The sequence below is a fragment of the Arthrobacter sp. Soil736 genome (assembly GCF_001428005.1).
Taxonomy (GTDB): Bacteria; Actinomycetota; Actinomycetes; order Actinomycetales; family Micrococcaceae; genus Arthrobacter.
In genome coordinates this window covers 118,912-131,468 of sequence record NZ_LMSB01000074.1, presented here as the reverse complement: position 1 = coordinate 131,468, position 12,557 = coordinate 118,912, and the positions used below count along the sequence as shown (strand labels likewise).

Annotated in this window: 9 protein-coding genes; 3 read left to right on the top strand and 6 right to left on the bottom strand. The window is 63.4% G+C overall.

What is annotated here, in order from left to right:
• Positions 1-37 precede the first annotated feature (37 nt).
• Together ASG92_RS26815 and ASG92_RS26810 are read right to left on the bottom strand one after the other, a co-directional pair.
• Positions 38-1,678, bottom strand: coding sequence for an ABC transporter substrate-binding protein (locus ASG92_RS26815; RefSeq protein WP_056636084.1), 1,641 nt, complete (start codon positions 1,676-1,678; stop codon positions 38-40).
• 228 nt (positions 1,679-1,906) lie between these two features.
• The gene (locus ASG92_RS26810) at positions 1,907-3,742 is read right to left on the bottom strand and encodes an ABC transporter ATP-binding protein (RefSeq protein ID WP_056636082.1); all 1,836 of its coding nucleotides are present in this window, start codon (positions 3,740-3,742) and stop codon (positions 1,907-1,909) included.
• Between the two features lie 79 nt (positions 3,743-3,821).
• On the opposite strand from ASG92_RS26810, the gene ASG92_RS26805 reads away from it, so the two are divergent.
• The gene (locus ASG92_RS26805; RefSeq protein WP_056636080.1) at positions 3,822-4,451 is read left to right on the top strand and encodes a PH domain-containing protein; all 630 of its coding nucleotides are present in this window, start codon (positions 3,822-3,824) and stop codon (positions 4,449-4,451) included.
• Positions 4,452-4,476: 25 nt separating this feature from the next.
• On the opposite strand, the gene ASG92_RS26800 is transcribed toward ASG92_RS26805, so the two are convergent.
• The 3 genes from ASG92_RS26800 to ASG92_RS26790 all read right to left on the bottom strand — a co-directional run bounded on the left by ASG92_RS26800 (position 4,477) and on the right by ASG92_RS26790 (position 9,121).
• On the bottom strand, positions 4,477-5,601 hold the full coding sequence (locus ASG92_RS26800) for an ABC transporter permease (RefSeq protein ID WP_056636077.1): 1,125 nt from the start codon (positions 5,599-5,601) through the stop codon (positions 4,477-4,479).
• Positions 5,602-5,627: 26 nt separating this feature from the next.
• Complete coding sequence (locus tag ASG92_RS26795; RefSeq protein WP_056636074.1) at positions 5,628-7,169, bottom strand: ABC transporter permease; 1,542 nt, start codon at positions 7,167-7,169, stop codon at positions 5,628-5,630.
• Positions 7,170-7,357: 188 nt separating this feature from the next.
• Entirely contained in the window at positions 7,358-9,121 is a 1,764-nt protein-coding gene (locus ASG92_RS26790) for an ABC transporter family substrate-binding protein (RefSeq protein WP_056636071.1), read from the bottom strand.
• A 451-nt stretch (positions 9,122-9,572) separates the two neighbouring features.
• Between ASG92_RS26790 and ASG92_RS28890 the strand changes: the two genes are divergently transcribed.
• Positions 9,573-9,713: a hypothetical protein gene (locus ASG92_RS28890; RefSeq protein ID WP_157372520.1), complete on the top strand. Its 141-nt coding sequence runs from the start codon at positions 9,573-9,575 to the stop codon at positions 9,711-9,713.
• 77 nt (positions 9,714-9,790) lie between these two features.
• Here the strand turns inward: ASG92_RS28890 and ASG92_RS26785 are convergent, their stop codons facing one another.
• Positions 9,791-11,557, bottom strand: a complete 1,767-nt coding sequence (locus tag ASG92_RS26785; protein WP_056636070.1) for a GNAT family N-acetyltransferase — start codon at positions 11,555-11,557, stop codon at positions 9,791-9,793.
• A gap of 84 nt (positions 11,558-11,641) precedes the next feature.
• On the opposite strand from ASG92_RS26785, the gene ASG92_RS26780 reads away from it, so the two are divergent.
• Positions 11,642-12,421, top strand: coding sequence for an alpha/beta hydrolase (locus ASG92_RS26780; RefSeq protein WP_056636196.1), 780 nt, complete (start codon positions 11,642-11,644; stop codon positions 12,419-12,421).
• The last annotated feature ends 136 nt before the right edge of the window (positions 12,422-12,557 follow it).

Sequence of the window (12,557 nt, the reverse complement as noted above, 5' to 3'; positions counted from 1 at the left end):
GGTGCTCTTCCGAGCAGCCCCCGCCGTCGTTCAGCACTTACTTGCCAGTGATGTTGTAGTAGAGCGGAACACCGTTCCACGCATAGTCAACATTGGTGACCTGGTCGCTCCAGCCACCCTGGGAGACCTGGTACCACAGCGGGATGGCCGGAAGGTCCTGCAGCAGGATCTCCTGGGCCTTGTTCATCGCAGCGTTGCCCTCGCTGACCGAGGAGGCCTTCAGACCGTCAGAGATGGCCTTGTCGAACTCGGGGTTCGCGTACTGGGCGTCGTTCGAGCCTGCGCCGGTCTTGTAGATCGGGCCCAGGAAGTTGTACAGCGACGGGTAGTCTGCCTGCCAGCCGGCGCGGATGGAGCCGGTCAGGGTCTTGGCGGTTGCGTCGTTGCGGGCTTCCTTGAAGGTTGCGTAAGGCTTGCCCTCAACCTTGATGCCGAGGTTGTTCTTCAGCTGGTTCACAACGGCTTCAACCCAGGCCTTGTGGCCGCCCTTGTCGGCGTTGTAGGCGATGGTGAACGTCTTGTTGGCGTCCCACTTCTGGATTGCGTCAGCCTTGGCCCAGAGGTCCTTGGCCTTGGCGGCATCGAAGTTCAGGTTTTCCGAACCCTTGATGCTGTCGCTGTAGCCGTCCAGAACAGGAGCCGTGAAGTCCTTGGCAGGCTTGCGTGCGCCGTTGAAGATCACCTTGGTGATCTCTTCGCGGTTCATGGCCATGGAGATGGCCTGGCGGCGCAGCTTGCCGGCTTCACCGCTCCACTCCGGCAGGTATTCCGGGAGGGCAATGGTCTGGTTGCCGGCGTACGGCTTGTCAATGGTGCGGTCGCCCAGGTCCGACTTGAAGTTCTTCAGGGCGCTGGTGGGGATGGTCTGCAGCACGTCCAGGTTGTTGGACAGCAGGTCCTGGTACGCGGCGTCGTCGTTCTGGAAGATCTTGAACGTCACGCCGGCGTTCTTGGCCTTGCGGGGGCCGTTGTACTCCGGGTTCGGCACGAGCTGGATCTGCACGTTGTGCTGCCAGCCGCCGTCGGCCATCTTGTACGGGCCGTTGCCGACCGGCTTCTCGCCGAAGCCCTTCGGGTCCTTGAGCGCGCCGGACGGGACCGGGACAAACGCGGAGTAGCCGAGGCGCAGCGGCCAGTCGGATTCCGGCTGCTTCAGTTCAACCGTGAACGTCAGGTCATCAACGACCTTCAGCCCGGACATGGTCTCGACCTTGGAGCCCTCGGCGCTGGCTTCGTCGTAGCCCTTGATGCTTTCAAAGAAAGCGCCGCTGAGCTGGGCGTTCTTCGCTGCTGCTCCGAAGTTCCAGGAGTCCACAAACGTCTTGGCCGTGATGGCCTCCCCGTTGGTGAACTTCTGGTCCTTCTTGAGCTTGATGGTGTAGTGCTGGGCGTCCTTGCCCTCGATCGATTCGGCGAGTTCGTTGACCGGCTTGCCGCTGGGGTCGTAGCTGACGAGTCCCGCAAACATCAGTTCGATGACTTTGCCGCCGCCAACTTCATTGGTGTCGGCCGGCATCAGCGGGCGCTGCGGTTCGGAACCGTCGGCCAGGATGACTTTGCTTGAGTTTCCGGCTGCGTTCGTGCTGCCGGAGGTTGCTCCGCCGCCGCCGCAACCGGTCAGGGCAAGAGCGGCGATTGCCATCATGCCCAATGCTTTGGAAGTGCGCGAAAAACGCATTCCGCCTCCTATGAGTTGTGGGAGAAATTCAGGGGATATCTTTTGCATCCCCGCAGTCCAGGCACAGGCGTATCCTGTGACGTGGGCTACATATGCAGGAAGCCTACCCGCAAGTAGTCCAAATAGTGGAACTCCGTTGCCAAACCGTGACCGGGTACTATCGTCTGCCGGGGCAGATTTCAAGTCACAAGTTACCGACTGGTACCATACGCCAAAATGTGGCGCAGGTTACTCCGAGCCGGCCGCGAGCAGCTGCGCGCGGAGTTCGCGGCGTTCGCGCTGCTTTGCCGGATCCGGCAGCGGCACCGCGGCCAGGAGGCGCTGGGTGTAGGGCTCCTGCGGGTTCCGGAGGATCTGGTCCCGCGTGCCCTGCTCCACGATACGGCCGCGCTGCATGACGCAGATGTGGTCTGCCAGCACGTCCACGACGGCGAGGTCGTGGGTCACGAACAGGCAGGCGAACCCGAGCTCCTGCTGGAGGTTCTGGAAGAGCTCCAGCACTTTGGCCTGCACGGACACGTCCAGCGCTGACGTAGGCTCATCGGCCACCATCAGCTTGGGCTTGAGCGAGAGGGCCCGGGCAATGCCCACGCGCTGCTTCTGGCCGCCGGACAACTCGTGCGGGTACCTGTTCCGGTAGTCCCGCGGCAGCTCTACCTGGTCCAGCAAGGCTTCAATGCGCCTCTGCAGGTCAGCACCCTTCGCCGTGCCGGCCAGGTACATGGGCTCGCCGATGCTCTCGCCGATGGGCAGGCGCGGATTCAGCGACGAGGACGGGTCCTGGAAGACCATGCCGATGTGCCGCCGGACCTGGTGAAGCTGCTTGCCGTTTTTCTTGGCCGCGGAAATGTCCTGCCCCACGACGCGCATCGAGCCGGCCGCGACCGGCAACAGTCCCACAGCCGCACGACCGATGGTGGTCTTGCCGGAACCGGACTCACCCACCAGCCCCACCACCTGGCCGGGGTAGATGGTCAGGTTCGCGCCTTCAACGGCCCGGAATGCCGGCACACGGCCCTGTTTCGGGTACTCGATGGCGACGTCCGTCAACTCGAGGACCGGCTCGCCTACGGGCCGCGCAGCCCCGGCTGCGGCCAGCGCTGCCGCGTTCTCGCGTTCACGGCGGACCAGTTCGTCGTGGTCCACCGACTCGAGCTCGGCATGGGTGGCGGCGGCAAGGGCGGCCGTCACGTCCACCTCCGCCTCTGCGTCCGTCCCGCCCTGGCCCAGGTGCGGCACGGCGGCAAGGAGGGCCTGCGTGTAGGGATGCTGCGGGTTGTGGAAGATCTGGTCGGCCGTGCCGGTTTCCACGATCAGCCCCCTGCGCATGACCGCGATCCGGTCGGCGAGGTCGGCCACGACGCCCATGTCATGGGTAATCAGGACGATGGCGCTGTCGAGCTTGTTGCGCAGGTTCCTCATGAGGTCAAGGATTTCCGCCTGCACGGTGACGTCCAGGGCTGTAGTGGGTTCGTCCGCGATCAGCAGTTTGGGGTCGCAGGACAGTGACTGGGCAATCATCGCGCGCTGGCGCTGGCCGCCGGACAGCTGGTGGGGGTAGGACCGGAACGCCTTTTCCGGATCCGGCAGCTCGACCAGTTCCAGCATGCGCAGTGCGCGTTCGCGGGCCCCGTCCGGCGACACTTCGTTGTGCAGGCGCACGGTCTCCACGATCTGCGCCCCCACCGTGTAGACCGGGTTCAGCGCCGTCATGGGCTCCTGGAAGATGACGGCCACGTCCTTGCCGCGGACACTGCGGATGTTGGAGGCGTCCGCTCCCAGCAGTTCCTTGCCGGAGAGCCTGACGCTGCCGGAGACCCGGCTGTTGCTGGGCAGGAGGCCCAGCAGGGCCATGGAGCTGGCGCTCTTGCCTGACCCGGACTCGCCCACGATGGCCAGCACCTCGCCTGCGCGGACCTCGTAGTTAAGCCCGACGGCGGCCGGAACCCACTTCTTGTCCACGCCGAAGTCGACGCTCAGGTTGCGCACTTCAAGCACCACTGCACCCTTTTCACCCGGCCTGGAATCGGCGCCGGCGGGGTCTGGGCTGAGGTAGTCAGACATGTTGGGGTTTTCCTTCCACCCGTGCCAGCGGGGCTGCTGAGATTAGTGCTGTGGCCGGGAATCCTGAATTATTGGGGGCATGAGCACTGCGCCGCATGCCGAAAACACTGCAATTTTCAAAGCCCGCACCAACAAGTGGTTCGCCGGGCTTTCCTGGCTCGTGGCCGGCGTCGGGCTGGCGGGCATTGCGATGACGGGAGGGGCGGGAGCCCTGATCGGTTCGGGGCCGCTGCTGCTCATCGCTTACCTGGGCTGGCTGTTGTTCTGGCGCCCGGCGGTGGTGGTCCACGAAACCGGGGTCAGCCTCGAAAATCCGTTCCGGTCCATACTTGTGCCGTGGGAGGCCCTGGTGCATGTGGATACGCGCTATGCGCTGACCCTTGTCACTCCTGGCAAAAGCTACGGCGCCTGGGCCGCGCCGGCGCCCGGCATCTGGGGCGGGCGCAATGCCCGGCCCGAAGATCTCCAAGGACTGGCACGCAGCACGTACGGTCCGGGGGCCTCCGTCCGGCCCGGCGACCTGAAGAGCACCGACTCCGGCCAGGCCGCGCAACTGGTGCGCGTCCGCTGGCAGGAGCTGGTTGAATCCGGGGCCCTCGACGCCGGAAACGCCGAGACCACCCCGGTGACCGTGAGGTACCGCTGGGTGGAACTGGCGGCCACCCTGCTGCTGCTCGCATTCAGCTACTGGGGCGTGGCCCTGGCGTAGCGGCCGGCGTGGCACGGAAAACACGTCAGGCGCCCCTGGTTCCGCCGGCTGCCGTTCCGTCCGCCGCGGATTCGTTCACCGCGGTGCCTTCCATGGCCGCCACGGGCGTCTTCTCGGGCGCAATGGGGCCGCCCGTGCCCTTGGCCTTCCTGGCGTTGAACTTCTTCTGGCGCGGATCAAAGGCATCACGCAGCCCGTCTCCGATGAAGTTGATGCTCAGGCAAATAAGGACGATGAACAGGCCGGGATACCAGAAGAGCCATGGCCGCGTGGAGAAGGCATCCTGGTTCTGCGAAATGAGCAGCCCCAGTGACGTGTCGGGCGATTTGACGCCAACTCCCAGGAAGCTGAGGGCTGTCTCGGTCAGGATGGCCGCCGACATGGTCAGGGTTACGTTGACGATCAGGACGCCGACGGCGTTCGGCAGGATGTGCTTGAAGATGATCCGGGCATTGCTCGCGCCGGAAATGCGTGCCGCGTCAACGAATTCCCGTTCCCGCAGCGAGAGGAACTCGCCGCGCATGAGCCGCGCCAGGCCCACCCAGCTAATGAGGCCGAGGAAGATGCCGATGGCGAGCACGCCGTTGGTGCTGGCGAACGATGCGAACCATCCCGCTTCGTCGCGTCGGTTGGCCATCTGCGCCATCACCGCCGCCAGCAGCAGGGCCGGCACAATGATGATGACGTCCGTGAGGCGCATGAGGATGGCTTCCACCCAGCCCCTGAAGTAGCCGGACAGGGCCCCCACGACGACGCCGATAAGTCCTGCGATGAGCCCGATGACCACCATGATGGTGATGGACTGCTGGGCTCCGCGCATGGTCATGGCGAACAGGTCCCGGCCAATCCTGTCCTGCCCGAACGGGTGCTCTCCCCAGGCGAGGGGCCACACCGAGGAGGTCGGGGCTCCGTCGTTTACCAGCGGAGTCACGGTCTCGTGGCCGAACTTCCACCACCCCGGAATGCCTGCATAGCCCACGGACGTGAACGCCATGACAAAGATCACGGCGAAGACGGCCAGGCCGACGATGGCGCCGGAGTGGCCGAGGAAGCGCTTGCGGACGATCTGCCCTTGGCTGAGGCCCTTGGCCTCGATGACGGGTTCAATCCCGGCAGCGGCCTGGTGCTGCAGGCCGGCCTGCTCGGCCATGATTTCATCCTGCTGACTGGGCTGGCTCATGCTTTCACCCTTACTCGTGGATCAAGCGCGGAGTAGGCAAGGTCCGCGATGAGGTTGAACACCATGGCTGTGATCGCCACGCAGATGAACACGCCCATGACAGGGTTGGGGTCCACGTGCTGGATACCGTCGAGGAACAGGAAGCCCATGCCGCGGACCGAAAAAACAGTCTCCGTGATGACGGCGCCGCCGATGAGGCCGCCGATGTCGAAGGCAACGATGGTGGCAATGGGGATCAAAGCGTTCCGGAACGCGTGCCGCATCACGACTGTCCGCTCAGACAGTCCTTTGGCCCGTGCCGTACGGATGTAATCCATGTTCATGATTTCCAGCATTGACGCCCGGGTGAACCGGGTGTACCCGGCCAACGAGATGAGGACGAGCGCCGAGGTCGGCAGGATGAGGTGGGTGAACGAGTCCAGGCTCACGACCCAGAAGTCGCCTTCAATGTTGGGGGTGCTGGCGCCGATGGTCGCGATGGGCCGTCCGCGGACCCTGCTGTTGTCGAAATATGTGGGCCAGGCCTGCATGAAGCGGTCCAGGACGATGAGGAACCCCACGAGAAAAGAGGTGATGGCCGCCGACCGCATGGATTGTCCGCGGTCGTAGCCGCCCACGAGGTAGCCGATGGCCACGCCGACGAGGACTGTTGCGATAGCGAGGAGGACGATCATCAGGAACGTTGCCTGGTTCAGCAGCGGCTGGATGGCAAAATATGCCACCAGGCCCACGCCCACGGCAATGAGTGCCGACTGCAGCGCCTTGCGGTTCTTCAGGCCCGCCGTGAGGAGGGTGACGGCGTAGGCCAGTCCGACGCCGGCGATGCCGATGACCACGGGCCCCAGGCCCGGTGTCTTGAACCAGAGCGTCACCGAAAAATAGATGAGGACGGCGGTGACCACCGCAAAAACGACGCCTCCGATCAGTGCCCGGCGCTTGGGGTCGCCGCCGGCGATGATGGCCGCGACGAGTCCCAGGGCGGCACCGATGCCGATGGCTGCCGGCAGCGGAATCTCGGGATTCCGCAGGAAATTGTTAAACCCGATGGCGCCGAATTCCTTGAGCAGCACGGCCACCCAGAAGATCGGCAGCGAAAAGAACAGGAAGGCCATGAACGTCACGCCGTAGTCCAGGGTGCTGTACTGGCGGAGCGCCGTGATGATGCCGAGCGTGATGCCCACAAGGATGGCGAGCACGGTCGCGGCCGTGACGAGCGTCAGCGTCTGGATCAGCGCGTGGCCAAGGGCGGCGGTGATGGGCTGGTTCGCGGTGTTCCGCCCGAGGTCGCAGGTTCCGGCGAACGGGATCAGGCATTGGGAGGCTCCGGCAAGCCATTTGAAGTACCGGATGGGGGCAGGCGTGTCGAGATCAAGCAGGTTCGACCGGGCGGCCATGAGCTGGTCGCGGTTCGGGGCATTGCTGGCACGGAATTCCGCGAGCGGATCACCGGACGCCGCTGTCAGGAGGTACACGAGGAAGGATGCGCCCAGCAGGATCAGGGCGGCGGTCACGAGCCGCCGGACGATGTAAGTCAACATGGTATTTGCCTCTGGTTTGGTGCCCGGGGATCCGCCCGGTCAGCTCGCAGTCTTGGTTCGCCGTCGCGCACGGGGCCTTTGATGATCGGCCCGGGCCGGGCAGCAGGCTCTGGCGCTAGAAAGCGCCGGGACCGTAGTGCTTATGGTCCCGGCGCCTGTACTAGCCTGTCAGGCCTGGGCCCGGAGGCCTACTTGACCTGCCAGTCCCAAACATTCCACCAGACCCCGCGCTGGGCCGGGCTGGACTTCACTCCGGTAATGCGGTCGCTGAAGGCTGCAACGCCGACGGTCTGGAACAACGGAACGCCGTAGGCTTCGTCCCAGATCTGCTTGTCGATCTGGGCAGTCAGGTCGTCCTGCTTGCCCTTGTCCGTGGTGACGATCAACTCGTCCATGAGCTTGTCCGCTTCGGCGCTCTTGAACCCGTTGAAGTTGCTGCCGCCGGTGCTCTTGAAGATCTGCGGAACGCCGGACACGCCAACACCCGAGTTGATCCAGCCGAAGATGGTGGCATCGTAGCTGCCGTCGCCCAGGGTGCCGCTCCAGTCGGAAGCTCCCAGGCCGCCGTCGACGATCTTGAAGCCGGCCTTGGTGGCCGATTCGCGGATCAGCGAGAAGGCGTCAACGCGGTTGGGGTTGTCCTTGTTGTACATGATCTTGATTTCCGGAGTGGCTCCGGCCAGGAGTTCCTTGGCGCCGGCGATGTCAACGGACGCGTAGTTCGCGGACCCGTTGTTCTTGACGGAGTCGGCGTACTTGGCCTGGGACGGAAGGAAGAGCTCGGAGTCCAGCGGCTTGGCATTCGGGTCGAGCTTCTTGACGATCTTGTCCACGATGTCCTGGCGCGGAACCGTCTTCATGAACGCTTCACGGACTTTCTTGTCCTTGAAGGGGCCGGAGAAGTTCAGGTCCAGGTGGTCATAGGCAAGTTCGCCAAAGCTCTCGGTGGTCATGCCCTGGCTCTGCAGTGCCTTGAGCTGCTCCAGCGTGTCAGCCGAGGGCTGCGGGGCAATGACGTCCGCCTCGCCGTTCTTGAGTGCCTGGACAGCTGCCGGTGCGGAACCGATGTAGCGGATGGTGATTTCATCCAGGTGGGCCTCGGGGCCCCAGGTGTAGTCCTTGTTCTTGACGAGCGTCATGGACGCATCCTGCTCGACGCTCTTGACGATGTAGGGACCGCTCGAGAGGTACAGGGAGGGATCACTCGGCAGCGTCTTGGTGTCGAAGCCGTGGTTCCAGAAGTCCGCGACCTTCTTGAGTTCGGCGTTGACCTTCGGTGCCTTGGCGTCGCCGCGCGGAGTCTTCTTAAGGAGGTCGATCAGTGCCTTCTCGTCTGCCAGGCCGCCCTTCTTGGCCACGACGTGGGCCGGCAGGTCCATGTCAAAGGCGATTTCCCAGTCGGCGAAGGGCTTGGCGTACTTGAGTGTGATTGACCGGCCGTCGTCGCCGACTTCGGGGAACTCGGTCAGGTTCAGCCCGCTGGTGTCTGCGGCGGTGGTGAAGTACGTGGTGCCCGTCTTCGCGTCGGCGTCGGCGTCGTCGTAATAACCGGAGTTGGCCGCCCAGGACAGGAGGAGGTCGCCGGCGTCGATAGCCTCGCCGTCTGACCACTTCACGCCTTCATTGACGGTGTACTTGACCGTCAGCGGATCATCTGAGACCTTTTCGTATTTGCCGAACTTGTCGTTGTGGACAACGTTGAGTTTGTCGTCCACGTAGAAGAAGCCCGAATGCGTGATGTAGCTGATGTTGCCGTTGATGTCGCTGTTTCCGTCGGCAGATCCTTGGTTGAACGACGAGAAAGCGTTGACTTCAACGACGGTGGCGTTGCCACCCTGCTTGCCAGCTGCAGCGCTCGTCGGGGTTGTCCCGGTGTTGCCCGCGCAGGCGCTGAGAGCAAGAGCAGCAACAGCTGCGACGCCCACTGCTTTGGAAATACGGCCGAAGCGCATTCCGCCTCCTTGTTTCATTTGAGTGTGGAAAAGACCGCCGCTTTAGGCGCCGGCCAGACCGCCAAATCCCCCCAGCGAGCATGTGGCGTGTCTCACATGAGATGTAGCCTAGACCCCAACACCGCCCCCGCGGTCCGAAAGTTGTCCCTCAGTAAAGGTTGTTATCGAGATGCAACCTAGCCGGAAGGGCGGAGCATTTTCCGTAAGAATTCCTTAACCTAGGCAACGTTGACAGCTATGCAAGCCAATCACAACAAAGGCCCCGATCCAAGGGATCGGGGCCTTTTGAGTGTTAATTCTCAATCACTGAGTCGTGACCGGAAAACCTACACGTTGAAGCGGAACTCGACCACGTTACGCAGCTGAAGAACATGATTGCCGGTGCCGAGAACTGAGGGTGATTGTCACTCCATGCGGCATGCGAGCACTCGTAGTACGAATCGTCGGGTGTTTGTCGCAATCTCACGAACGAAGGGCGCACGACCAGACCATCGCCGCCACTGCCCGAGCCACTGGGCCGATCCTCGTCACCACCGATCAGAAGCCGCGGTTCAACGAACTGCCCGGCGTGACCGCCCGCGTGCTGAGCTGAGGTCCACAAGCTGCCGTCAGTCGTAGGGCTGGACCCGTGGTTACTCGAAACTCACCAACGACGCGCAGAGAAGGTGCCTATATGCGCCGTTTCAGCCCGACGTGGGCAGTCCGATATCCGAGTCGGGTGTAGAAGGCTCGAGCCCGTTCCCGTGCTTCGTCGGTGGTCACCTGTGCCAGTTGCGCCCCACGCGCACGCCCAAAATTGTGTGCCCACTCAAGCATCGCGGTGCCCAAGCCATGTGAACGTTCCGCGGCCGCAACTCGCAGTCCCTCGATCTGTAGTCGGGAAGAACCACCCCGGGAAAGACCTGGAATGACGGTCAATTGCATCGTGGCAACGATGCGATCGGCACCATTGCGGACAACCCCCAGATAGTTGGAACTGTCGCGAACAACCACGTTGTAGGCCGCCTCGTATCGTTCGAGCTCGACGCACTCACGATCGGGACCGAACTGATCATCAGACAGCAGCGCGGCGATGGCCTCAACATCATCGCGACTCGCCCGTTCCAGCCTGAAGGTCCGGCCCGCCACCCGCAGCAGTCCTCGAACCGAGGATCGCGCATCTGCCTGCAAACGAGCGACCAACAAATCAAGCCATCCGCCGACGTTGGCTCGAGCCTCAACGGTGTCGGGATAACGGCATCTCAAGTGCAAACCGGACTCGTCCAGGATGAACCAAAGCATGACGCTGTCGGTGTCGATTGTCGCGCTCACATAATGGGCGTCGAGTCCGACGGAGTCGATTCGCACCGGCAGTCTGCGTAGGTCCAGCCAGGAGATCGCGAACATACCAGGAGCCACGGGCATGCCGCACCATGGAGCCAGCACGTCCGCGAGCGGCCACGAGCCAAGCTGCACAGCCTCTTTTACCGCGGCCGCCGCAGCGCGCGGCTCGGCGACCGCCGACTCAAGTACCGAATTAGTAATGAACCAGCCGACTGAGTCATGCCAGTTGTCGTCGAAGCGGCTGTGCACGGGAAAAACGGCTCGCAGCGGGGTTCCCGCCAACTCGCGGGTCACCGCAGTCATCGCAACCACAGCGAGTGCGAGCGTCGAGACACCGTCGTTGCGGGCCTGCGCAGCAAATGCGGCGCCGTCGTCGAGATCGAACACATCGCGCACTTCTACACGCTCGCGCTGCGGATCGGGCGCACCCAGGGGCAGTGGGAATTGCGGCATTACGCCGCCGCTGTCCCCGATGATGTCTTCCCATCGGTGACGCACGTGGTCCGGCGCCGCATTCCGATCTAGCAGTGCTTGCGTGTGTTCAACAAATGCCGGCGCTGGCCCGGGCAATGGTTCACGGCCCGCCCTCCCAGCATCGAGCGCCGACAGCAGGTCGCGCGCGATCACCAGCATCGACCACATATCGACGTGGGCGTGGTCGGCCGCAATCACGACGGTGAGTCCAGCAGCAGTCTCCAATACGCACAGCCGGTGTGAGGGCTGTTGGTATGGCGAACATGCGGCATCGAGAATGTCCCGCACCGCGTCATTGACGGCCTCACCAGGAGATACCTGATGCTCGACCCAGGTTCCCGGACCAATGTCAATTTCGTGAAGCTCCGGATCACCATCCGCACCGGGCACGAATGCCGTTCGCAGTGTGCCATGACGGGCGACGACAGCCAGCCAGGCATCGGCAATTGACTCACGACGAGTCGGTGTAGGCAGCCGAAAAGACAATGCCATCCAGGAGCCGGGGCGGTCGCCTGCCCCCACATGGAGCCGCTGGTCAAAGGACACTGGAAGACGCCGGTCGAGCGCAGACACACTGACGTCGTAGCCCCAAAGTCGTCCGAACGGTAGGCGCAGGTGCGTGACGTTGGTCAGCCGCATGGCAGTATCCTATCGCCCCAGATAGCCTGAATGCTCAACGCGGCCGCTCGAGGTGACGCGGTCAGTCACGAAACGAGGAGCCTGATGCCCACTTTCGAGGTTCCCGGAGCCGAGCTTGCGGTTGCTTTGAGCGACGAAGGTGGACACCCAATTGTCCAACTGCATGGCCTTACTTCAAGCCGCGCACACGATCGGGTGCTCAACCTCGACCTCGGTCGAGGGCTTAGTGGAACTCGACTGCTGCGGTACGACGCACGCGGCCATGGCCGGTCGACGGGGCGGAAGGTCCCCGAGGACTATCAATGGCAAAGCCTCGCCGACGACCTCCTGCGACTGCTCGATCACTGGTTCCCAGGCGAACGTGTCCACGGAGTTGGTCCCTCCATGGGTACCGGCACACTCTTGCACGCCGCTTCCCGCGAGCCAGACCGCTTTACTGGGCTCACGCTTATGGTGCCACCCACCGCGTGGGAAACCCGACCTGCACAGGCTGCAAACTACCAAGTTGCCGCGGCAATTATCGAATCTGACGGTGTCGAGGCATTCCTCGCCACCACGCGCGGAGCAACACCGCCGCCGGCCACAATTGGTGCGCCGGAGACGGTGCCCGACGTCGCCGACGCCCTATTGCCGTCGTTGTTTCGAGGCGCGGCACTCAGCGATCTGCCTGCTCCTGAGGCCGTCGCGCGAATCGACGTACCGACGACAATCTTGGCGTGGGTCGATGATCCGGGCCACCCGCTGTCAACCGCGGAATCCCTTGCCGCACTGCTCCCGCAAGCAACGCTGACGGTCGCCCGCACCCCAGGAGATGTCGAAACCTGGCCTAATATTCTGAGCCAAGATGTCGCCCGTCGGGGCTAACCGACAATTCGCTCGACTACTTGCTCACATTGAAGCGGAACTCGATTACACATTGAATCTAAATTCGACGACGTCGCCGTGGTAGAGAAACCTTACGCATGAGGGGATAGGCCTCACGCATTAGGTACGCCGACCG

What these genes read in the sequence shown, in the direction of transcription:
- ASG92_RS26800 (WP_056636077.1), bottom strand. Translation starts at nt 5,601, where the DNA reads ATGGCCGAGCAGGCCGGCCTGCAGCACCAGGCCGCTGCCGGGATTGAA.
- ASG92_RS26790 (WP_056636071.1), bottom strand. Translation starts at nt 9,121, where the DNA reads ATGCGCTTCGGCCGTATTTCCAAAGCAGTGGGCGTCGCAGCTGTTGCT.
- ASG92_RS26815 (WP_056636084.1), bottom strand. Translation starts at nt 1,678, where the DNA reads ATGCGTTTTTCGCGCACTTCCAAAGCATTGGGCATGATGGCAATCGCC.
- ASG92_RS26785 (WP_056636070.1), bottom strand. Translation starts at nt 11,557, where the DNA reads ATGCGGCTGACCAACGTCACGCACCTGCGCCTACCGTTCGGACGACTT.
- ASG92_RS26805 (WP_056636080.1), top strand. Translation starts at nt 3,822, where the DNA reads ATGAGCACTGCGCCGCATGCCGAAAACACTGCAATTTTCAAAGCCCGC.
- ASG92_RS26780 (WP_056636196.1), top strand. Translation starts at nt 11,642, where the DNA reads ATGCCCACTTTCGAGGTTCCCGGAGCCGAGCTTGCGGTTGCTTTGAGC.
- ASG92_RS26795 (WP_056636074.1), bottom strand. Translation starts at nt 7,169, where the DNA reads ATGTTGACTTACATCGTCCGGCGGCTCGTGACCGCCGCCCTGATCCTG.
- ASG92_RS26810 (WP_056636082.1), bottom strand. Translation starts at nt 3,742, where the DNA reads ATGTCTGACTACCTCAGCCCAGACCCCGCCGGCGCCGATTCCAGGCCG.